The sequence below is a fragment of the Psychromonas arctica DSM 14288 genome, from assembly GCF_000482725.1.
Lineage (GTDB): Bacteria > Pseudomonadota > Gammaproteobacteria > Enterobacterales > Psychromonadaceae > Psychromonas > Psychromonas arctica.
In genome coordinates, this window is record NZ_KI519478.1 from 233,895 (window position 1) to 256,249 (window position 22,355).

Genomic DNA, 22,355 nt, shown 5'->3' on the forward strand with positions numbered 1-22,355 from the left:
ATGTAAACTGAAGGGCTAACTAGTCTAAAAAAATAAAGTCATAAAATATGATATTTGATTGTCCCGTTATATATTCGACCGAATTAAATGAACAATCACGAAGAGAGAAAAAGTAGCACCAAGGGGATGTTTGAATAATCGCTAGCTATTAATACTGAATGAAAAACAGAAATACTCTTTTTAATACTTATCTGGATAAATAAATGGTCTATTTAGGCGTTAGGGAAAATGAATGATAGCAAGGCACTGATTGCAGCAACTAGTTATTCTCATTACAAAATCAACAACGAACCTAGGATTCATTTTAACAAGCATAAATGACTAGATAATTTCTTAGATTGGTATAATTAGTAAAAAAATAGTATTGCTACACAGATTGCAATCCTCCTTAAAATAAAACAATCTCGGCAGTGCCGAGATTGTTTATGAATGCTGTTGTAGTTGTCATTAAAAATTATAACGAACACCTGCAATTAATGAATCGTCACTGTCATCGAGGTTGTTGAGTGCGTAGGAAACATAAGTTCGAATGGATTTATTAAATCGGTATTGTGCTTCTATTGCGTAAAAGTCTTCTGTATCTACATCCGCTTCTTCTGCCTGCCCAATAATACCTATCATGCGAAACTCTTTGGTAAATTTATATTGAACGGCTGCTTCTATCGATCTGAAATCATTATCAGCATCAATATCCCCCATCGCGTAGGTAACAGCAACATATAGATTATCTAGTGTATATGCAGCACCTAATGTTGCTTGGTTTTGGTCTGCTTCTGTATCAGTGTAAGAAGCAGCAAGCGCTAAACCAAAATCGAACTCATACAGACCAGAGATAGCATATGAATCACTATCATCAACATCACTCGCCGTATAGTTAGCTTGTAGCGTTAATTGATCCGTTAACTTGTTCGAGTAAAGAAAAGTATTATCTTCTTTATCCGATGAAGCATCAAATACTTGCTGAATACCGGAATGATAAGAAGCAATATCAGTCATGTCAGATACTTGTACATTCGCTGTATCTTGACGACCGTAAGAAAATTTACCAAATTCAGTTGCGAAACCGGCGAATAAATAACGGTTTTTAGCTTCTTCACCTGGTTTAATCTCATATTCCATGAAACCAAAACCTGTTAATGATTCTGAAATTTTAGTTTCACCACCAAAGTTAATGCGAGCGCGACTTTCATCAGTAATCGAGCCTTCATCATTATCAATAAACTCAGCACGTACTTCAGCACGACCACCTACTTTTAGCGTTGTACCGTCTTTGTCATATACTGTTGCAGAGTTTGCCGTTGCTGACACTACGGTTGCTAGAATTGCTGTTGCTAATAATGTTTTTTTCATGATTCATCCGTGTTTTATTTAAAATAATATCTAAGGAATATAATTTTTGTTCAACAGCTAAGTGCTGTTCACGGAGAAGCAGTCTAGGGATTTTGTATGACAAAAATATTACTAATATTAATGATTTTTAAAAAAGTTCAATTTATTTTAAATAATATTTAGGCTTGTTAGAATCAAGTCGCGAGTATTTGTCTTACTTCAAGGCATTAAAATTTTTAAGATAAAAAAACCGCCAGATAGGCGGTTTAATAAAATAGATTTTAAACCTTTATTTACCAATACAGAAACTAGAAAAAATACGTCCTAATAAATCATCAGAAGTAAATTCCCCTGTGATTTCGCTTAAATGTTGCTGTGTTAAACGTAACTCTTCTGCTAATAATTCACCGGCTTGGTATTCTTCAAGCTGCACTTTACCTTCTAATAAATGTTGTTCAGCTCGGTCAATGGCTTCTAAATGGCGTCTTCTTGCCATAAACCCACCTCCAGTATTACCTTGATACCCCATAATATCTTTAAGGTGTTGTTTTAAATCATCGACACCCAAACCAGTTTTAGCCGAAATACGGTAAACAGGATGATTATCATGCTCTGTTGTGACCAATGTTTCACCTGTTAGATCGGCTTTATTGCGCACCACGGTTAAGCCTACATTATTCGGTAAACGATCAATAAAATCAGGCCAGATTTCGCGTGGATCCTCTGCGTCTGTCGTGGTGGCATCCAGCATAAACAAAATACGATCGGCATTATTAATTTCAGTCCACGCTCGTTCAATACCGATACGTTCCACTTCATCAGCACCTTCACGCAAGCCAGCAGTGTCAATTATATGCAATGGCATACCATCGATATGAATATGCTCTCGCATCACGTCTCGTGTTGTACCGGCAATATCTGTCACAATCGCACTTTCTTTGCCCACTAAGGTATTTAATAGGCTTGATTTACCAGCATTAGGTCGCCCAGCAATCACCACCTTCATTCCATCACGTAAAATAGCACCTTGCTTAGCTTGTTCTTTAACGGCGCTTAGGTTGTCTATAATTTTGTATAAATCGCTAGCAATTTTTCCATCACTTAAAAAATCAACTTCCTCTTCGGGAAAATCAATGGAAGCTTCCACATAAATTCGCAAATAGATAAGGCTTTCAACCAGTTCATTTACTTTATTGGAAAACTCCCCCTGTAATGAATGTAAAGCACTTCTAGCAGCTTGCTCTGAGCTAGCTTCAATTAAGTCTGAAATCGCTTCTGCTTGTGCTAAATCAAGCTTGTCATTCATAAATGCTCGCTCTGAGAACTCACCAGGGTTAGCGCTACGAAGATTTTTAATAGTTAAAACAGCTTTGATCAGCATATCCATCACCACTGGGCCACCATGACCTTGTAATTCTAAGACATCTTCACCGGTAAATGAATTCGGTCCTTTAAATAATAATGCAATACCTTGGTCTAGGACTTCATTATTTTGATCGTGAAAAGGCAGGTATTCCGCGTAACGTACTTTAGGTAGTTTACCTAAAACAATCTGTGCAACCGCTTCTGCATCAGGCCCAGAAACACGCACAATGCCAACGCCGCCACGGCCAGGTGCAGTTGCTTGTGCAACAATAGTATCAGTCGCTTTTATCATGTTCTGTTCCTAAAAATAAAGGCAATAAAAAAGGCGACTATTATAGTCGCCTTTTCTCAATGATTAAATAATATAATTATTTATGATGCTTTATGCAAAAGTTAAATAGTTAAATAGTTAAATAGTTAAACTATTTTTTATGTCCTAAACCTTGCTTTTCAAACTGACGGTAAATAATAGTTTGCTGTACTAATGTCACGATGTTACTCATTAGCCAGTAAAGTACTAGACCTGCAGGGAACCACAAGAAGAAGAAAGTAAAGACAACAGGCATAAACTTCATTATTTTCTGCTGCATTGGGTCTTGAACCGTAGCAGGAGACATTTTTTGAATGAAGAACATACTTACACCCATTAGAATTGGCAGTATGTAGAATGGGTCTTGTACTGACAAATCTTGGATCCAGAACATAAATGGTGCATGGCGTAATTCAACCGCTTCCATTAATGACCAGTATAAAGCGATGAATATTGGCATTTGTAATAAGATAGGGAAACAACCGCCTAATGGGTTCACTTTCTCTTCTTTATACATTTCCATCATTGCTTTTGATACTTTTTGACGGTCTTCACCGTAACGATCACGTAATGCTTGGATTTTAGGTTGTAGTAAACGCATTTTAGCCATTGACGTATATTGCGCTTTAGTCAGTGGGTATAACACACCTTTAACTGTAAAGGTGATCAAAATAATTGCCACACCCCAGTTACCAACAATACCTTGGAAGAATAACAACAATTTAAATAACGGTTGTGCAAGCCACCATAACCAACCGTAATCTACAGTTAAGTCTAAGTTCTCACCAACTTGTGCCATTTCTTCTTGTAATTTAGGACCTATCCAAAGGTTAGTAGCAAATTTTTCAGTGCTGTTAGGTGCGATAGTTTTAATTGGAGATTTAAAACCAATGGCCGCATCTTTATTCTGGATAATATTACTGTACAACAAATTATTGTCTGTTGGAGACGGGATCCAAGCAGAAACAAAATAGTGCTGTAACATTGCAACCCAACCACCTTCAGTTGATTTGTTCAGGTTACGTTCAACCATTTCGTCATATTTGTATTTACTGTATTTAGTATCAGTTGTGGAGTAAGCACCACCACGATAAACCGGCATCATTAGATTTGTAGAATGCTCTTCTAATGATTCTTTTAACTGCCCGTATAACTGAACATTGATTTCACTATCTGATTTATTTTCAATAGTATAATCTACATGTACATTGAATTCGCCACGGTTTAATGTGAACGTTTTAATAAATACGTTACCAGCTTGATCTACATAGCGTAATGCAGTAGAAACCGAGTCTTGGCCTTCAGAGATAACATTTTCAGTCTTATCAACGCTATAGAAAGGGCGTCCTTTAGGATTTGCATCCGGGCCTTGCTTTCCAATTAGACCGCTTTGCGCGATGTAGGTAAAGCCATTATCATTTTCTAATAAACGAAATGGAACACCTGAATCTAATGAATCATCATGACCGATTAAATCAGCAACAATGACATCACCACCTACTAAAGTAATTTCTAAACGTAATTGATCGTTAGCTAAAACAGCAATCGCGTTAGTTGATGCTTGTGTTGGTACTTGTACAGAAGCAGTATCATCTGATGAAGTTGGTATATCAGCACTATGATTACTAGTCGATGGAACTGATGATTGTGTTGTAGTGCTTTGTTCAGTCGTTTGCGCAGCAGCAATTGGCTGAGGGTTTTGCTCAACAACCCAGGCTTGATATAGCAAGAAGCTAACAAACAAGAGTGCGAGGAAAAGTAAATTGCGTTGTGATTCCATAACGTATTTTATCTCTAAGGTTTAGGTTTATTTTTAGTAGCGCAACAAGGAGGTACAGGATCATATCCCCCTTCATGAAAAGGATGACATTTTACAAGACGACAAGCCGCTAGCCAACATCCTTTTATCATACCATGACTCTTAATTGCTTCTATCGCATAATGTGAACAAGTTGGCGTAAATCGGCAACGAGGTCCAATCATAGGACTAATAACTAACTGATAACCACGAATACATTTAATTGCTATCCATTGCAACGCTGCACTAATTTTCGCCATAACTTATCCAATACTTTATGAAGTTCTTGATTTGATAAATCAGCAATACCAGCTTTGGCAACGACGACGATATCGATGTTTGGAAGCTCATGTTGTTGAAGGCGGAAATGATCTCTTACAATGCGACGGATACGATTACGTCCTACAGCATGTTTAATGTGCTTTTTAGGAATAGCCATACCAATACGAGGGTGTTCTAGGGTATTTTTTCTAGCAAGAAGAGTTAAGTGTGGAGATACTGCCGGAATAGCATTTTTAAATACAGGTTGAAAATCTTCGGGAGTTAACAAACGTAACTCCCGAGAAAACGAATAATTCACCACGTCTGGTAAATTATGCGCTTAAGCTAGCGCGGCCTTTAGCACGACGACGAGCTAATACGGCACGACCGTTCTTAGTCGCCATACGAGTTCTAAAACCGTGTGAACGCTTACGCTTGATGTTGCTTGGTTGAAAAGTACGTTTCATGCTCTTTTCCACTTATTGTTAAGTACTGTACAGTAGCTAGTTTTTTTAAAAAATAAGCTTAATTACTTCGAAAAGTAACCAGGCAAGAATAATTAAAAGCATTAGCCGATTAAAAAGAGAGCGAATTCTATTGATTGATCGACTAAAAGTCAATCAGAGATGCTTCTTTCTGGCAGATTAAATTCATACTCCTTAGAAATTGATACTAAGAAGATAAATTATCTCTACGAGCCAAACTCAAAAGTTAGGGTGGCAAGATTATATATAAGCAGCGCTAATTAGCAAGGATCTTCCGCGATCTTGTCAAGCTTTATTTCTGAATGGCTAAACTATCTTGTTGTGGATAAAGTACGAGATGCCAGATGCTACCTAGTTACATGCTTGTGGATGCTTTAAACATTGAATGCAACAAAATACAAGGATCTTTTTTTTCTTTTTGTTAACAGATCTTATGGCGTAATGCCGCTCTTGTCGGTAGAATTATCCGCCCTAATGTATCTACTGGAGTTCGACGATGTCCCTCGCTATTTGGCAAGAATGTTTAGCACAATTAAAAGATGAGCTATCAGCAGGAGACTTTAGCACTTGGTTACGTCCTCTACAGGCAGAATATGATAATAATGTACTGTCATTATACTCACCAAATAAATATACCAGTGAGTGGGTACGTGAAAAGTATATGGATATCATTGAGACTAAATTACAAACATTAATCCACGCAATAGATGCCAATCAAACTATAAAGATACGTTTATTAGTCGGTACTGCAAATGCTGCAGCTAATAAACCAGCGGCACAAAAAGCAGCGCCTGTTTTAAATACTAACCAACCGTGGGAAGGTGAGTCAAAGTCACCAACTGTTGCGCATAAAAGCAATTTAATTAAAAAATATACATTTGATAACTTTGTAGAAGGTAAATCAAATAATTTTGCAATTGCAACAACACAACAAATTGCAGAAAATCCTGGTGATGTTTATAACCCATTATTTTTATATGCACATCCAGGTTTAGGTAAAACACATTTATTACATGCCGTGGGTAATGCCATTGTGGCAGAAAATCCTGACAGCAAAGTTGTGTATATTCGTTCAGAACGTTTTGTTCAAGATATGATCAATTCAATCCGTAATAATACCATTGAGCAATTTAAAGAATATTACGCGTCGTTAGATGCACTATTAATCGATGATATTCATTTTTTCGCAGGTAAAGACCGATCTCAAGAAGTATTATTCCAAACATTTAACTCAATGTTAGATGCGCATCAACAAGTAATTTTAACCAGTGACCGTTTCCCTAAAGAAATTGAAGGGATTGATGAACGACTACGTACACGTTTTGGTTGGGGATTATCAATTCCAATTGATCCGCCAGAATTAGAAACGCGTGTTGCAATCTTAATTACTAAAGCGGAAGAGCGTGGTTTACATTTACCCGATGATGTTGCCTTCTTTATCGCAAAACGATTAACTATTACCGATGTACGTGTTTTAGAAGGGGCGATTGCGAATATTTCAGCAAAAGCACAATTTACAGGGCAGGATATTACTATTCCGCTAGTACAAGATGCACTGCGTGATATGTTAGCAGTTCATACCAAACAAACTACGGTTGATAACATTCAAAAAGTCGTCGCTGAGCACTATCGTATAAAAATTTCTGATATGTCCTCAAAACGTCGTACTCGTACGGTCGCTCGTCCACGTCAAATAGCCATGGCATTAGCAAAAGAGTTAACCCAACATAGCTTACCTGAAATTGGTGAAGCATTTGGCGGTCGAGACCATACCACGGTATTGCATGCTTGCCGCAAAGTAGAAGAATTGCGTCGTGAAAATAATGATATTCAAGAAGACTACAAAATACTTATCCGCACATTGTCCATGTAAGAAAAGGTTATCTGATGAAATTTACTATCTCTCGTGAAGTTTTATTACGCCCACTACAATTAGTAGTCGGCTCAGTTGCGGGCGGGCGCCCAGCTTTACCTATTATGGGTAACATACTGATTGAAGTAAAAGATAACTTTTTAAACCTAACGGGTACAGATTTAGAAGTAGAATTAATGGCACAAATTCCATTAGATCTAGCATCTGAAGATGGTGCAATTACTGTACCAGCGCGTAAATTATTAGATATTTGTCGCGGATTAGCCGATCCCTGTGAAGTCACTTTTGAAGTAAAAAATGAACGGGTAACTGTTCGATCTGGTCGAAGCCGTTATTTACTTTCAACCTTACCTTCGATTGACTTTCCAAATATTGAAACATGGCAAAGTTTGATCGAATTAACCGTACCGCAAAATGAATTTAAAAAGCTCATTGAATTCACGCAGTTTGCAATGGCTAGCCAAGATGTCCGTTATTACTTGAATGGTATGTTCTTTGAAGTGTCAGGTAATACTTTACGTAGTGTTTCTACTGATGGGCATCGCTTAGCATCCTGTTCTATTAATATTGACCAAGCGATTGAAGAGCAATCCGTTATTGTGCCTCGAAAAGGGGTCTTAGAACTGGTTAAGCTATTAGATAAAGAGCAAGCTAACGTTACCATTCAATTAGGTAAAAACAACTTACGTGCTGTGATTGATGGATTTGTATTCACCACTAAATTAGTCGATGGACGTTTTCCTGATTACCGACGTGTTATTCCGCGAAATGGTGATAAAGAATTAATATCTAGTCGTGAAACGCTAAAACAAGCTTTCACTCGCGCAGCCATTTTATCCAATGAAAAATTCCGCGGTGTGCGCTTAACACTATCTGAAAACTTATTAAAAATTACCGCCAATAATCCAGAACGAGAAGAAGCAGAAGAGTATATCGATGTAGATTATCATTCTGCAGAGTTAGAAATAGGTTTTAATGTAAGTTATGTATTGGATGTATTAAACACCTTGAAAAGCGAACAAGTAAAAATCACCTTCAGTACATCTGATCACAGTGCTTTGATAGAATCTCTTGATAGTGATGACTCACTATACGTATTAATGCCAATGCGCCTTTAACGATTAACAATTGCACCTATCACGTTTTATTTAAGGAATTGATTAATGTCATTACAGAAATTAATCATTAACCAATTCCGTAATATCGACTCCGCTACACTCATCTTTGACTGCAAAATTAATTTAATTGTTGGTGAAAATGGTAGTGGCAAATCGTCATTACTGGAAGCTATCTACCTACTTGGATTAGGCCGTTCTTTTCGAACTCATTTAACCAATAGAGTTATTCAACACGACCAAGCTCATTTTACACTTTATAGCGAAATCAATTTCCAGCAGCGCGTTTTTCCAATCGGTTTACAAAAGTCGAGAGGCGGTGAAACTACCCTTAAAATCGATGGTCAGATAGTTAAGAAGTTAGCGTCATTAACACAATACATTCCGATGCAATTAATCACGCCTGAAAGCTATTCTTTATTATCAGGAAGTCCTAAAAATCGCCGTGCTTATTTAGATTGGGGCGTTTTTTATCATGATCCTTTGTTTTATAGTAACTGGTCTCGCATAAAGCGACTTTTAAAACAAAGGAATGCCGCTTTAAAGCAATGTAACGCTTACAAAGAGCTTCAAGTATGGGATAATGAACTTTGTGTCTTGAGTGAGCAAATAAGCGCACAGAGAGCCGATTACTTTGCGAAATTAGAGCCTTTAATAGTACAAACTATTGCAGATTTTCTGCCCGAGTTTACTATCAAGAGTCAATTTTTTTGTGGTTGGGACAAAAACAATAAGCCGTTAGCACAATATTTATCCGACAATTTTCATCGAGATAAGCAATTAGGTTATACAAGTATTGGTCCACAAAAGGCGGATTTAAAATTAAAAATCAATAACTTACCTGTTTCTGATGTTTTATCGAGAGGGCAGTTAAAGCTACTTGTTTATGCATTACGTTTAGCACAAGGGTTGTTTTTAAATTCCATCGACAATAAGCAGTGTGTTTTTTTAATTGATGACTTCAGTTCTGAACTCGATAGCAACAAGCAAACACTATTAGCAAAACATATTATAGAGTCCGATGCTCAGGTGTTTATTAGCGCTATTTCAGCGCAGAGCATCGGAGATTTATTTACGCAAGAACGCACTCTGTTTCACGTGAAACAGGGTAAAATTACAGTAGAAAGGTGAAAGTTTTATGGCTGAGAATAGTTATGATTCGTCAAGTATTAAAGTACTAAAAGGGTTAGATGCGGTTCGCAAACGCCCTGGCATGTATATCGGTGATACCGATGACGGTACGGGTCTACACCACATGGTTTTTGAGGTATTAGATAACTCAATCGATGAAGCTCTAGCAGGCCACTGTAGCGATATTATTTGTACTATCCATACTGACGGCAGTGTATCAGTACGTGATGATGGCCGTGGTATTCCAGTTGATATGCACGAAGAAGAAGGTGTTTCTGCAGCTGAAGTAATAATGACCGTGTTACACGCCGGTGGTAAATTCGATGATAACTCTTATAAAGTATCTGGTGGATTACACGGTGTAGGTGTATCGGTAGTAAATGCATTATCTGACAAACTACGTTTGACGGTTAAGCGTAGCGGTAATATTCACCAACAAACTTACGCAAAAGGTGAGCCAGAAGCGCCAATCGCGGTTATCGGTGATACAGATCAAACCGGTACAGAGATTCGTTTTTGGCCTAGCCCATCGACCTTCTCAAATGTGACATTTCAATATGACATTTTAGCTAAACGCTTACGTGAATTATCATTTTTGAATTCTGGTGTATCTATTAAATTAATAGATAAACGTGAAGAAGATAAAGCAGATCATTTCCATTATGAAGGTGGTATACACGCTTTTGTTGAATATTTAAATAAGAACAAAACACCAGTACATAATAAAATATTCCACTTTAATACAGAACATGAAGATGGCACTGCAGTTGAAGTTGCAATGCAATGGAATGATGGTTTCCAAGAAAATATTTACTGTTTCACCAACAATATTCCTCAACGTGATGGTGGTTCTCACTTAACGGGTTTCCGCGGTGCATTAACGCGTACCTTAAACTCGTACATTGAGAAAGAACTAGCAAAAGTTAAAAACAATAAGAACAAAACCTCGACTGAAGGTGGTGATTCACGTGAAGGTTTAACAGCGGTTATTTCTGTTAAAGTGCCCGATCCAAAATTCTCTTCACAAACAAAAGACCGTTTAGTGTCATCTGAAGTAAGACCAATTGTTGAAGGTGCAATGAATGAACGCTTGCAAGAGTTCTTACTAGAGAACCCAACGGAAGCAAAAATCATTGTTGGTAAAATTGTTGATGCCGCACGCGCACGTGAAGCAGCTCGTAAAGCACGTGATATGACTCGTCGTAAAGGCGCATTAGATCTAGCAGGTTTACCGGGTAAATTGGCAGATTGTCAAGAAAAAGACCCTGCACTTTCTGAACTATATATAGTGGAAGGGGACTCGGCTGGCGGAAGTGCGAAACAAGGCCGATCTCGTAAGAACCAAGCTATTTTACCGCTTAAGGGTAAAATTCTTAACGTTGAAAAAGCACGCTTTGATAAGATGTTATCTTCACAAGAAGTAGCAACGCTAATTACAGCATTAGGTTGTGGTATTGGCCGCGACGAATATAACCCAGAGAAAACCCGTTATCATCGCATCATCATCATGACCGATGCCGACGTCGATGGTTCTCACATTCGTACGCTATTATTAACGTTCTTCTATCGTCAAATGCCTGAGTTAATTGAAAATGGTTACATTTACATTGCTCAACCACCGCTTTATAAAGTGAAAAAAGGCAAGCAAGAGCAATACCTAAAAGATGATCCAGCGTTACAAGCTTACTTAACTGCTCTCGCAATGGAAGGCGCATCTTTACACGTAAGTGCTGATGCACCTGGTATCACCGGCTTATTTTTACAAGGTATGATTGAACGTTATCGTACTGCACAAGAAACGATTGTTCGCTTAACACGTCGTTACCCAAATGTTGTATTGGATAAACTGATCTATCAGCCTGAATTAAAAGCTGAAGATCTAGTGAATGCAGATAAAGTAACAACATGGATGGAAACTATTATTGAGGTGTTAAACCGCCAAGATTTAGAAGGGACCATCTATAAAGCTAATGTCGTTAAGTCAGAAGATGAATTAACCAACAAAATTTTGTTTACTGTACGTAAACATGGTGTTGATACTATTTATACTTTTGATGAAGAGTTCTTTGGTTCAATTGAATACAAATCATTAGTTGCTTTAGGTGTAGAAATACAGAACCTATTAGAAGAAGGTGCTTATATTCAACGTGGTGAACGTACTAAACCAGTGGAAAACTTTATTGAAGCAGTAAACTGGTTAATGCATGAATCAAAACGTGGTTTATATATTCAACGATATAAAGGTCTGGGAGAGATGAACCCAAGTCAACTATGGGAAACAACGATGGATCCTAGTACGCGTCACATGCTTCAAGTGACGGTTGATGATGCTGTTGGTGCGGACCAATTATTTACAACCTTAATGGGTGACCATGTTGAGCCTCGTCGTGCATTTATCGAGAAAAATGCACTACGTGTCGGAAATATTGATATCTAAGCTTCATATAATTAGCAACTTTTAAAGGTTGTTAAAATTGAAGAATATAAAAATCCAGCCTAGCAGCTGGATTTTTTATGCCATTGATAAATATATCTAAATAAACTCTACACTTTCTAGAGAACTCATTTACACCTCTAAATGGTTATTTTTTGCAATATAACTGCAATATTCAAGTTGTATGCTCTGCTTTTAACTTTTTTATAAGCATCGCATAATGTCAATTAACTTACTTACAAAATTTATTTCTTGTTGTATTGCCTTATTACTTATTCTCATCAGTGCTTTTATAATATGGGCATGGCATGAGATGGATAAGCCATATCAAATCAATCAGTCTTACCATGCTATAAAATCGGAATTAGCCTCTGATGTAGCACTTTCTTTACAACATTACCTTGCTTCAGGTGATGCTAATAAATTACTTGATGCAAGTAATAAACTAGAAAAACTACGTGATACACCTATAGACTGGCTTGAACAAAGGCAATCAGACTCAGTCATTATACTAATTACAAAATTACAGAAAGCGATTCAACAGGCAAGAGCAGCAGGGAAATTGGCTGCAAATCCAGAAATTTTATTAATAAATAACGAAGTAGAACGACATGATCTAATATCTGATTTAATTGCTTTAACTAAAAAATCCGACGTTAGCATGATAGTTAAAACACAATATCTGCAACAATTATTAACTTTAAGTCAACAGTTACAAAAAATTGCGTTATTAAGACAACGCTATTTACAACTAAATAATTCACAAACAAAACAACAACTGTTAACAGAAAATGAAATAGTTCAAAGTAATATTGATCAACTCGATGCTTTACCTAGTTTACTTTTATATACCACAGAAGAAGTCGACGGATTTAGTTTTGATGAGCCAGAGACTGTTGATTTAACGAAGCAAAGCATTAATGATTTAAGCAGTTTAACTAGGCGTTATCCCAAAGAACTAACCAACACAACTAAAATATTAACGGCCATAGTGAGCAGCCAAGAACAAATAACACTCGCGTTAAATAATTTAGTTCGAAGTTTTACCTTATATTCAAATGTGGTCGATCAACAAAAACAGGAAATAACCAAAAAAGTAAAATTAATTGGCACCTTTACGTTACTAATATTTATTTTGATCCTAACAATATCTGCATGGCTACAGTTCAAAAGCTTACATTTTATTCGCCAGCTTTTGCCATTTTTTGATGCATTAACAACGGGAAATTTTAGTAAAAAATTCACTATCAAAAGCCAACTATCAGAATTCACTTCAGTGACTCTCCGTTGCGAGCAATTACAAAGATATTTGATGGACCTTACAAGTGCCTTAAAGGCACAATCAGAACAATCCTTAATAGAGAGTAACTTATTACAAGAACGTACTCTACAAGCCGCAGAGAGCGGTCAACAGCAACAAAAGCAAACAGAGTTAGTAACGTACTCCATTTTAGCTCTATCAAATTCATTTACTGATGTTACCGAGAGTGCAGCAGAAACTTGTCAGCAGACAAATAAAGCCGTTAAACTAGTTGATATGGCAAGTACAACATTAGCGTTACAAGTAAATAGAACTCAAAAACTATCTGATAATATTTTATCGTTAAGTAAAGTAGTAACAAAATTAACTGCCGACACTGCCTCTATTAATAATGTATTAGAAGTGATTAATAACGTATCTAAACAAACTAACTTATTAGCTTTAAATGCAGCTATCGAAGCGGCTAGGGCAGGAGAGCAAGGCCGAGGCTTTGCTGTAGTAGCTGATGAAGTACGTGCTTTAGCAATTAGAACATCACATTCCACAAAAGAAATACAAACCATCATTGATCATTTACTATCAACAACGACTGAAGCAAACGAGATGGTGTTATTACAAAGTAATGCAGCAATTGATTGTGCAAACCATAGTTTATCAGTACAAGAAGAACTAAATTCAGTTTCCCATATTATTGATAGTATATATGAACATAACAATACTATAGCAACCGCAACAGAGCAGCAGTCAATCACTATTAATGAGGTTGCAATAAACACGAAAACGATTGAAAAGCACACTCATCAAGTCAGTACACATCTACAAAAAATTAATCAATCAAGTGCCAGCATTAAAACAATCAGCGAAGTATTAAACTCATTGATAGTAAAATTAAAACACTAAGAATATTAATAAGAAATAGAGGGAAAGAGGAAGAGAGTATTTATAAAGAAAAGGTTAGTGAATTGGTCTTCACCTTGATTCGAGTTTATTGATTTGAGTTTATATTTTAATTCTTTCCTTTAAAAATACTCTTTGCTTTAAAAGTCGCTATAGGTTGTTTCACGTGAAACAACCTATCCAAAGTTTATTATCATTTCTGTTGATATAACTCATTCACAACCGACGCTAAAATATCAACACCACGTTCAACAACATCACTTTCTTGTGCATAATTGAGACGAATACATTCATGTGTATGCTTCCAATCCTGATCAAGTCCAGGGAAAAAATAATGCCCAGAAACAACAATCAAACCTTTCTCTTTTAATCTCTTATAAAGTTCATTCGAGCTAATCGGTAAATCTTTAAACCAAAGCCAAAGAAATAATGCACCTTCAGCTTTATGAATTCTGAAGTTTTTATTAGTTATTTTTTTCAATAATAACGACATAGCTATTTGAGATTTTTGTTGATAAAAAGGTTTAATTACATTATCACTCAACGTAATAATTTCTTTTGTTTTTACGAGAGGCAATACAATTTCAGGGCCAATTCCCCCAGGGGATAGTGCCATAATGCCCGATAGATTAGACATGGCTTTAATAATACTTTGATTGGCAATCACAATACCGCAACGTGCACCAGGTAAACCGAATTTAGACAAGCTCATACATAAAATAGTATTGTTATTAAAATGAGGCTTAACATTCTCGAAAATAATATTAGGGAAAGGAGTACCGTAAGCATTATCAATAATAAGCGGAATATTATGCTGTTTAGCTAGCTTATCTAACTTATCTATTTCACTATCAGTTAAAACATTACCCGTTGGATTAGTAGGACGAGATACGCAAATAGCACCAATATCATCAGTTATTTCTAACGCATCAAAATCAACATGATATTTAAATTGTTGATTTTCTAATTCCGTAATTTTAGGTCGAACAGCAACAAATGATGCTTCTGAAACGCTGGCATCAGCATAACCAATATATTCAGGTGCTAATGGAAATAATATTTTACGTTTTTTTCCATTGCTAAAATCACCCGCTAATAAATTAAATAGGTAGAAAAATGCATTTTGACTACCATTAGTTAACATTATATTTTCAGAAGATAAATTCCAATCATATAAGTCATTAAATAGTTCTGCCAGTGCAGTAATAAAACTATCTTTCCCTTGAGGCCCATCATAATTAGCGAGCGTATCAACTAACTTCCCTTCATTTAATAAGTCTTGCATTAGGTCAGTGAATCGTTTTTGAATAGCCGGAATAGAGGCGGGATTACCACCACCTAGCATTAAAATATCATCACCGCCTTTTACGCCTTTATTTAGATCATCCATTAACTCTGTTATGCCTGAGTGCTGTGTAAATTTATTTCCAAATGTTGAATAGGGCATGCAAAAATCCTGAATATAAAATGAGAATTAAAATAAAATATTAATTTAAAAAACAATTGTTTCATGTGAAACAATTACAGACAACAACGATTAAATTTGAGTAGTGTTTAAGCAATCTGTCTAGTTTACGATCTAACATATTAAATGATAGGACCGATAATGATAGGTAATATGCTTGAGTCTTAAAAGTGATCTCGCTATTTCAAACTTAAATAGCCTTTTAAATAATTAAGATTGCGAGTATTGTTTCACGTGAAACAAAAAAGCTCAGTATAAACTGAGCTTTTTATAACAACGATTAACCGTTTTCGTATTAATCGTTAATATTATTTATAGCACCGACACATCAGCAACTTGTAAAAATAAGTTACGTAAACGATTTAGTAAGGCTAAACGGTTATTTTTTACAGCTAAATCATCCGCCATTACCATCACATTATCGAAAAAAGCGTCTACAGGCGTCTGTAAGCTAGCTAACTCAAACAAGGCTGACTCGTAGTCTCCGACTAAAAATAAAGGGCTTAGCTTGTTTTCTAGAGCGCCTAAAATTTCAACAAGTGCGATTTCGGCATCTTCTTGAAGCAAATCTTGACTAACTTCGTTGTTAATTTCTTCAGTCACTTTAGCAAGAATGTTGCTAATACGTTTATTAGCAGCAGCGATTGGTGCCGCTTCAGGTAACGTTTGGAACTTAGCAACCGCTTTAATACGCTTTTCAAAATCAACCGGTTTTGTTGGACGACGCTCTAAAACAGATTGAATTAACTCAACTGAATAACCATTTGCTTGATAAGTTGCACGGAAACGAGCAAATAAGAAATCAACCACATCGTTAACAACATTATCATTTGTTAATTTATCTGCGTACACTGTTTTAGCTATTTCAACTAGATCAACAATATCTAAGTCTAAGTTTTTATCTGTAATGATACGCAATAGACCGATAGCAGCTCGACGCAATGCAAATGGGTCTTTGTCACCTTTAGGTGCTTGTCCAATACCAAATATTCCCACCAGCGTATCTAATTTATCTGCTAATGAAACGGCACAAGCAACTAAAGAAGTAGGTAGTTTATCACCAGCAAAACGTGGTAAATATTGCTCATTCAAAGCCACTGCAACATCTTCATGTTCGCCATCAAAGCGAGCATAATACATCCCCATTACACCTTGAACATCAGGGAACTCCATTACCATCTCAGACATTAAGTCTGCTTTTGATAATAAACCAGCGCGCTTTGCGTGCTCTGGATTGGCTTGAATACTAGTCGCTATTTTTTCAGCAACGACGCTGATACGTTCAGATTTCTCTTTTAACGTGCCTAATTGCTTTTGGAACAATACAGTTGATAGCGATGCTAAACGGCTTTCTAATGTTTTCTTTTTATCCGTTTCAAAGAAAAATTCTGCATCCGCTAAACGAGGGCGCACTACTTTTTCATTACCAGAAACAACTTGCTTAGGATCTCGACTTACAATATTTGAGACAAAGATAAAGCGTGGTAATAAATTGCCTTCTTTATCTAATACTGGGAAGTATTTTTGATTATCTTTCATCGTGTAAATAAGCGCTTCAGAAGGAACTGCTAAGAACTTTTCTTCAAACGATCCCACTAATGTTACTGGCCATTCAACTAAAGAAGTAACCTCTTCTAATAGTTCATCATCAATTGCAGCAACACCATTTTCATGGGCAGCAAGGGCTTCTACTTGTTCACGAATGATCGCTTTACGACGTTCATAATCAACAATAACTTTACCCGAATCATCTAATAACGATTCATATTGATCCGCATGTGATAGCGTTAGCTCTGCTTCCCCCATGAAACGATGTCCACGAATAGTGCGATCTGAAGCAACACCTAATAATTCACCTTGAATTAATTCACTACCAAATAACATAGTTACGGTATGCACAGGGCGAATAAATTGTGTACTTGCACTTCCCCAACGCATTGGTTTTGCAATCGGTAATTTAGCTAATGCCGACTCCGCAATAGCAGGGATAAGACTGTTAATATGTTGGCCTTTCACCGCAGACTTAAATAATAGCCATTCACCTTTATCAGTGACTAAACGTTCAGCCTCTTCAACGGTAATGCCATTAGAACGTGCCCAACCTTGTGCCGCTTTGGTCGCAACACCATTTTCATCAAATGCTACGTTTACTGCTGGACCACGCTTTTCAACTATTTTATCTGCTTGAGTCGCGACTAGATTAGTGACGACTACAGCTAAACGTCTTGGAGATGCTAACCAATTAACTTTTTCAAATGTTAATTCAGCTTTATTTAGTTCAGCTTCGATATTGCTAGCAAATGACTCAGCAAGTTTGCGAAGTGATTTTGGTGGTAACTCTTCGGTTCCCAACTCAATCAATAAATTTTCTTGTGACATTAAACTTGCCTCTATTAATTTAAATTTTTACAAAGTGGGAAACCAAGTGCTTCACGCTTAGCGTAATAAGCCTCTGCAACAGCTTTTGATAACGAACGCACACGTAATATATAACGTTGGCGCTCAGTAACAGAGATTGCATGACGAGCATCTAACAAGTTAAAAACATGCGATGCTTTCATTACTTGCTCATAAGCAGGTAACGGCAAGCTAGCTTCAATTAATTTTTGGCTATCTTTTTCACATTGATCAAACTGTGTAAATAATGCATCAACATCGGCATATTCAAAATTGTAGGTCGATTGTTCTACTTCATTTTGATGGAAAATATCACCGTAAGTCACTTTACCCATTGGGCCATCTGTCCATACGAGATCGTAGATACTATCCACACCTTGAACATACATAGCAAGACGCTCTAAACCATAGGTAATTTCACCGGTAACAGGAGAGCACTCAAGTCCCCCCACTTGCTGGAAGTAAGTAAACTGTGTCACTTCCATCCCGTTTAACCAGATTTCCCAGCCTAGTCCCCAAGCACCTAACGTTGGTGATTCCCAGTTATCTTCTACAAAACGAATATCATGGATAGAGGTATCGATACCAATTTCTTCAAGCGATTGTAAATACAACTCTTGAATATTTTTAGGAGATGGTTTTAATACGACTTGGAATTGATAGTAGTGTTGTAAGCGATTTGGGTTTTCACCATAACGACCATCAGTAGGACGGCGACAAGGTTGTACATAAGCGCTGCTCATTGGCTCAGGACCAATCGAACGTAAAAAGGTTTGTGGGTGGAATGTTCCAGCTCCAACTTCCATATCAAGCGGTTGAACTATTGCACAACCTTGGCGAGCCCAGAAGTCTTGCAATGCAAGAATCAGCCCTTGGAATGTTTTTGTATCGAATTTTTGCATGATTTAGGCTTCGAGTTGATTGAAAAAAATGAAATCTATTATACCTATTGGAGCCAATTATACCAATGGCAATAGCGGTATAGACTAACTTTACAAGCGAATAGCAGAGAAGTAGATCAAACAAAATCGAATAATTTTAATACTATATAGATCTACTATCAGACTGAGTGTAAAAATAATACTAATTATAGTTAAGTGACTAGCTATTTAAACCATACCTAACTACCAACAACATAGAACATAAACAACCAATTCAATATGAAAAATACTTAAAAAAATAATAAGAAGTAAGTACTCACTTTCAGCCGTCAGCTTTAATAAATGATAAATCAATTTTAATCTTACTTGCTGTATCAACTTACTAATCACAACAATAACGATGGCAGCGATCAAAACATGGGTCACTAAGAAACTCTAATTTTGCGCAGATAACATAATTAATATTGTGGTACCCCACCGGCTAAAGTGTCGTTTTAGTTAACGCATCGCGCTCACACTTAAACCTGTCGCGATGTCTAATTATGATGGGGAGATCACTCCTGCTTATCTCTGCAACGATAAAAGCATAAAGTTAATAATGATTACCGCCTAGATCACCGGGACATAGTTAATCTGGTGTAATTAGCGGTAAATGATCAAAACAATAATCACAGTAAGAACGGCTATTTAACACATAGATACGGAAAATAACGGCACACCATCGATTTGCTTATCAGGGATTGAGGTAACATACTAATCAAACTATATAATTTAAGCGAAATACTATTAAGAATGCCTAATAAAATAAAAGAAAGTGATTTATATCTGCCGATTAAGAACTATCTACAATGTTTAGACTATGAAGTTAAGGGTGAGATAAAAAATTGCGATATCGTCGCTAAAAAGAATGACCAGATTATTATTGTAGAATTAAAATTAAATTTAAACATCACTTTGTTATTACAAGCGGTAGATAGATTTAGTTTGTCTGATATCGTTTATATTGCAGTACCCAAACAATGCACTGTTTATAAAAAACAAAATAAACAGGTTAAAAAGCTAATTAAACGACTAGCAATCGGTTTAATTGTCGTAGATATCCAACAAGAGCAACAATATGTGGAGGTGGTATTTGATCCTCAAGACTACATGCCACGCAAAAATAAACGTAAACAGTCCGGATTATTAAAAGAGTTTAACCAACGAGTAGGTGACACGCAAAAAGGCGGCTCTACACGCTCTAAAGCAGGATTAACTGCATACAGACAACGTTGCATTCGCGTTGCAGAGTTTTTTCTAGCACAACCAATAGCTAAAGGCGCGGATATCAATAAAGCCATCACTGAACCACAGGCAACACGATTTTTAAGTGACGATTATTATGGTTGGTTTGAAAAAATAGAAAGAGGAACTTACCAATTATCAGAACAAGGTAAAAAAGAACTACCAGAGTGGCTACTAAAAGCGAAAGAGTTCACCACAACTGAGTCGCTATAAAACTTAAAAATAATGATATAACGTTAATTTAACCATCGACTCTTGAGCACGCCACTTTTGATGACGCAACTTACTGCGTAGCGCCCAATTGCGCTCAAAAGCCCAATTCCAGTCGAGATCAACCTGATAATGATAATCTACATCGGAGTCAGGTAAATACATTATATTCGCCATTAAAGCGGCCTTATTGGATGTATTCACTTGCCAAATAGCACCTAATTCAGAGCCTACTCCAGCCTTTAAATCATTATCGGTGATGTCACCGCCGTTTAGTTCAAAAGAACCTAATAAATAAGCTTGTAATTGGTTTGGATCACCAATTGATTTGCCGTAACCACCTTGTGTGAACCAATGCCCACTTTGCGTTTTTTTATCAGCTTGTCGATCAAATCCCATGCGTATATTCCAAGACCAGCTATCAAAAATTCTATTATCAACAGGCAATGCCATTGCATCAATAAAATACAGTTTTTCCAAGCGGCTATTATTTGCATTATTAATGCTCGCTTCAATATCAAAAAAACTAATCTGGGCGCCAGGGATAAAACCAGCAGATTGATCTAATAAGTCATGGTAAGCCAGCCTATAAGATATACTATAACGAGCTTGATCACTGTCAGTATCGGCAATAGACACACCAAAACGTGATGAACCATGCCCTTGCTCTGGCGATATACTAGGTTTCAGTGGTTGAGTGAAAGGTGATGGTAACTTTATTTTACTTCGCGCCATTAATAAACGATTAGTACGTGGTGCAACGATGTCACGGTCTAACCCTAGATCATAAAATTCAAAATTTAACCATTCATAAGCCATTTCTAAAATGGCTGCTTTCTGTTGAATAGTATATGCGCTTTCATCTAGCTCGCCGCCTTCCATCAAAGAACGCGCGGCTTTTAATTCAGTATCAGAAAGTTGTTGTGAATAATGGAATAACTTAGTGCCAAAAGCTGGTCTATAATTAGGCTCTTGTAATAATTGATTATCTCTCAATACTGCAACAGTATCAGAGGGAATAGCTTGCATCGTGAACGAAGAAGTTAAATCAATATTTTCACGTGCAAGTTGTAACAAAGAAAGTAACTGATAAGAGCAGTTTTCATCAATAAAGTAATAATCGAAGTGAGTTGATTGTAATTCCCATAAATGCAACAACACACGCTCAACTTCAATAGGTGTTAAATTCAGTTTATATTCCCAAATATCTCGAGATTCTAAATCGTTGTATTCTCGTACTTTACGATAATAGGGCATTAAAGAAAAACGCCCAGGATAAGACCCAACTAACCCTTTATAAGCGTAGGTAGCCGCATTATCATGTAAATCTGGATCTGCGGCAAAATTAACAGCAAATGCTACTAATTCTTTATTTCGGGTTTGATCTTTGGCATCGATTCTTAATAAAGTATGGCCAAACATTGAAGAAGGATTATTCATAAAAGCAGTTGGGAAGACTAAGGTAATACCAGCAGGGTCAATAACCGTTTTCCATCGCTGCAATTCAGGGCAATCTAACTCACCCCAATCATTATCAACTTTAGTTTTTAACCAGTTAAAACGAGCGGGAAAGCGACAGATCATTACGTTAGTTTCTTCACTATTTAAGTTTTTACCATTAAACGCATCAATGGTTGCGAGTAATTCAGCTTTAGGGTTTGTTTTTCCCTGTGTCGCAATAAAGAAAGAAGACTCATCGACTTCACTCTTCCAATCACTTGTAACAGCGGTTCTATAATGTCCAAGCTGTAACCAATAACTATCTTGTGATAATTTTGCTAAAGAAGAATCTGCCAGTAATGGGATAGAGAAGAAAGCCAAGATGCAGAAGAGTATTTTACTTTTTTTATTCATAGCCA

At 36.6% G+C, this 22,355-nt stretch carries 16 protein-coding genes; 6 read left to right on the forward strand and 10 right to left on the reverse strand.

What is annotated here, in order from left to right; genetic code table 11:
* Window positions 1–447 precede the first annotated feature (447 nt).
* From H592_RS0114525 to rpmH, 6 genes are all read right to left on the reverse strand, one after another.
* The gene (locus tag H592_RS0114525) at window positions 448–1,350 is read right to left on the reverse strand and encodes a porin (RefSeq protein WP_028869402.1); all 903 of its coding nucleotides are present in this window, start codon (window positions 1,348–1,350) and stop codon (window positions 448–450) included.
* Window positions 1,351–1,618: 268 nt separating this feature from the next.
* Window positions 1,619–2,986 carry a tRNA uridine-5-carboxymethylaminomethyl(34) synthesis GTPase MnmE gene (gene mnmE, locus H592_RS0114530; protein ID WP_028869403.1) on the reverse strand — a complete coding sequence of 456 codons (1,368 nt, stop codon included), beginning with the start codon at window positions 2,984–2,986 and terminating at the stop codon, window positions 1,619–1,621.
* 130 nt (window positions 2,987–3,116) lie between these two features.
* Complete coding sequence (yidC, locus tag H592_RS0114535) at window positions 3,117–4,784, reverse strand: membrane protein insertase YidC (protein WP_028869404.1); 1,668 nt, start codon at window positions 4,782–4,784, stop codon at window positions 3,117–3,119.
* 14 nt (window positions 4,785–4,798) lie between these two features.
* Complete coding sequence (gene yidD / locus H592_RS0114540) at window positions 4,799–5,062, reverse strand: membrane protein insertion efficiency factor YidD (protein WP_028869405.1); 264 nt, start codon at window positions 5,060–5,062, stop codon at window positions 4,799–4,801.
* Window positions 5,029–5,385: a ribonuclease P protein component gene (gene rnpA / locus H592_RS0114545; RefSeq protein WP_028869406.1), complete on the reverse strand. Its 357-nt coding sequence runs from the start codon at window positions 5,383–5,385 to the stop codon at window positions 5,029–5,031. The genes yidD and rnpA overlap by 34 nt, the downstream gene beginning before the upstream one ends.
* Window positions 5,386–5,395: 10 nt before the next feature.
* A complete protein-coding gene (gene rpmH, locus H592_RS0114550) occupies window positions 5,396–5,530 on the reverse strand; it encodes a 50S ribosomal protein L34 (protein WP_028869407.1) in 135 nt (44 codons plus the stop codon).
* Between the two features lie 514 nt (window positions 5,531–6,044).
* On the opposite strand from rpmH, the gene dnaA reads away from it, so the two are divergent.
* The 5 genes from dnaA (at window position 6,045) to H592_RS0114575 (ending at window position 14,262) form a co-directional block, all read left to right on the forward strand.
* Window positions 6,045–7,421, forward strand: a complete 1,377-nt coding sequence (gene dnaA, locus H592_RS0114555) for a chromosomal replication initiator protein DnaA (protein ID WP_028869408.1) — start codon at window positions 6,045–6,047, stop codon at window positions 7,419–7,421.
* Window positions 7,422–7,435: 14 nt separating this feature from the next.
* Window positions 7,436–8,539, forward strand: a complete 1,104-nt coding sequence (gene dnaN / locus H592_RS0114560) for a DNA polymerase III subunit beta (protein ID WP_028869409.1) — start codon at window positions 7,436–7,438, stop codon at window positions 8,537–8,539.
* A gap of 45 nt (window positions 8,540–8,584) precedes the next feature.
* A complete protein-coding gene (recF, locus tag H592_RS0114565; RefSeq protein WP_028869410.1) occupies window positions 8,585–9,667 on the forward strand; it encodes a DNA replication/repair protein RecF in 1,083 nt (360 codons plus the stop codon).
* Between the two features lie 7 nt (window positions 9,668–9,674).
* Entirely contained in the window at window positions 9,675–12,104 is a 2,430-nt protein-coding gene (gene gyrB, locus H592_RS0114570; protein WP_028869411.1) for a DNA topoisomerase (ATP-hydrolyzing) subunit B, read from the forward strand.
* 310 nt (window positions 12,105–12,414) lie between these two features.
* Window positions 12,415–14,262 carry a methyl-accepting chemotaxis protein gene (locus H592_RS0114575; RefSeq protein ID WP_169727665.1) on the forward strand — a complete coding sequence of 616 codons (1,848 nt, stop codon included), beginning with the start codon at window positions 12,415–12,417 and terminating at the stop codon, window positions 14,260–14,262.
* A 190-nt stretch (window positions 14,263–14,452) separates the two neighbouring features.
* Here the strand turns inward: H592_RS0114575 and H592_RS0114580 are convergent, their stop codons facing one another.
* The 3 genes from H592_RS0114580 to glyQ all read right to left on the reverse strand — a co-directional run bounded on the left by H592_RS0114580 (window position 14,453) and on the right by glyQ (window position 19,023).
* Entirely contained in the window at window positions 14,453–15,706 is a 1,254-nt protein-coding gene (locus tag H592_RS0114580; RefSeq protein WP_028869413.1) for a valine--pyruvate transaminase, read from the reverse strand.
* Window positions 15,707–16,036: 330 nt separating this feature from the next.
* The gene (glyS, locus tag H592_RS0114585) at window positions 16,037–18,103 is read right to left on the reverse strand and encodes a glycine--tRNA ligase subunit beta (protein WP_028869414.1); all 2,067 of its coding nucleotides are present in this window, start codon (window positions 18,101–18,103) and stop codon (window positions 16,037–16,039) included.
* Window positions 18,104–18,117: 14 nt separating this feature from the next.
* Window positions 18,118–19,023: a glycine--tRNA ligase subunit alpha gene (glyQ, locus tag H592_RS0114590; RefSeq protein ID WP_028869415.1), complete on the reverse strand. Its 906-nt coding sequence runs from the start codon at window positions 19,021–19,023 to the stop codon at window positions 18,118–18,120.
* Window positions 19,024–19,794: 771 nt separating this feature from the next.
* Between glyQ and H592_RS22455 the strand changes: the two genes are divergently transcribed.
* Window positions 19,795–20,499, forward strand: coding sequence for a DUF2161 domain-containing phosphodiesterase (locus H592_RS22455; RefSeq protein WP_037071887.1), 705 nt, complete (start codon window positions 19,795–19,797; stop codon window positions 20,497–20,499).
* Between the two features lie 3 nt (window positions 20,500–20,502).
* Here H592_RS22455 and H592_RS0114605 read toward each other — a convergent pair whose 3' ends face one another.
* Window positions 20,503–22,350 carry an Lnb N-terminal periplasmic domain-containing protein gene (locus H592_RS0114605; protein ID WP_028869417.1) on the reverse strand — a complete coding sequence of 616 codons (1,848 nt, stop codon included), beginning with the start codon at window positions 22,348–22,350 and terminating at the stop codon, window positions 20,503–20,505.
* Window positions 22,351–22,355: the final 5 nt, after the last annotated feature.

Coding starts and splice junctions, on each gene's coding strand:
- H592_RS0114525 (WP_028869402.1), bottom strand. CDS start 1,350: ATGAAAAAAACATTATTAGCAACAGCAATTCTAGCAACCGTAGTGTCA.
- mnmE (WP_028869403.1), bottom strand. CDS start 2,986: ATGATAAAAGCGACTGATACTATTGTTGCACAAGCAACTGCACCTGGC.
- yidC (WP_028869404.1), bottom strand. CDS start 4,784: ATGGAATCACAACGCAATTTACTTTTCCTCGCACTCTTGTTTGTTAGC.
- yidD (WP_028869405.1), bottom strand. CDS start 5,062: ATGGCGAAAATTAGTGCAGCGTTGCAATGGATAGCAATTAAATGTATT.
- rpmH (WP_028869407.1), bottom strand. CDS start 5,530: ATGAAACGTACTTTTCAACCAAGCAACATCAAGCGTAAGCGTTCACAC.
- dnaA (WP_028869408.1), top strand. CDS start 6,045: ATGTCCCTCGCTATTTGGCAAGAATGTTTAGCACAATTAAAAGATGAG.
- dnaN (WP_028869409.1), top strand. CDS start 7,436: ATGAAATTTACTATCTCTCGTGAAGTTTTATTACGCCCACTACAATTA.
- recF (WP_028869410.1), top strand. CDS start 8,585: ATGTCATTACAGAAATTAATCATTAACCAATTCCGTAATATCGACTCC.
- gyrB (WP_028869411.1), top strand. CDS start 9,675: ATGGCTGAGAATAGTTATGATTCGTCAAGTATTAAAGTACTAAAAGGG.
- H592_RS0114575 (WP_169727665.1), top strand. CDS start 12,415: ATGGATAAGCCATATCAAATCAATCAGTCTTACCATGCTATAAAATCG.
- H592_RS0114580 (WP_028869413.1), bottom strand. CDS start 15,706: ATGCCCTATTCAACATTTGGAAATAAATTTACACAGCACTCAGGCATA.
- glyS (WP_028869414.1), bottom strand. CDS start 18,103: ATGTCACAAGAAAATTTATTGATTGAGTTGGGAACCGAAGAGTTACCA.
- glyQ (WP_028869415.1), bottom strand. CDS start 19,023: ATGCAAAAATTCGATACAAAAACATTCCAAGGGCTGATTCTTGCATTG.
- H592_RS22455 (WP_037071887.1), top strand. CDS start 19,795: ATGCCTAATAAAATAAAAGAAAGTGATTTATATCTGCCGATTAAGAAC.
- H592_RS0114605 (WP_028869417.1), bottom strand. CDS start 22,350: ATGAATAAAAAAAGTAAAATACTCTTCTGCATCTTGGCTTTCTTCTCT.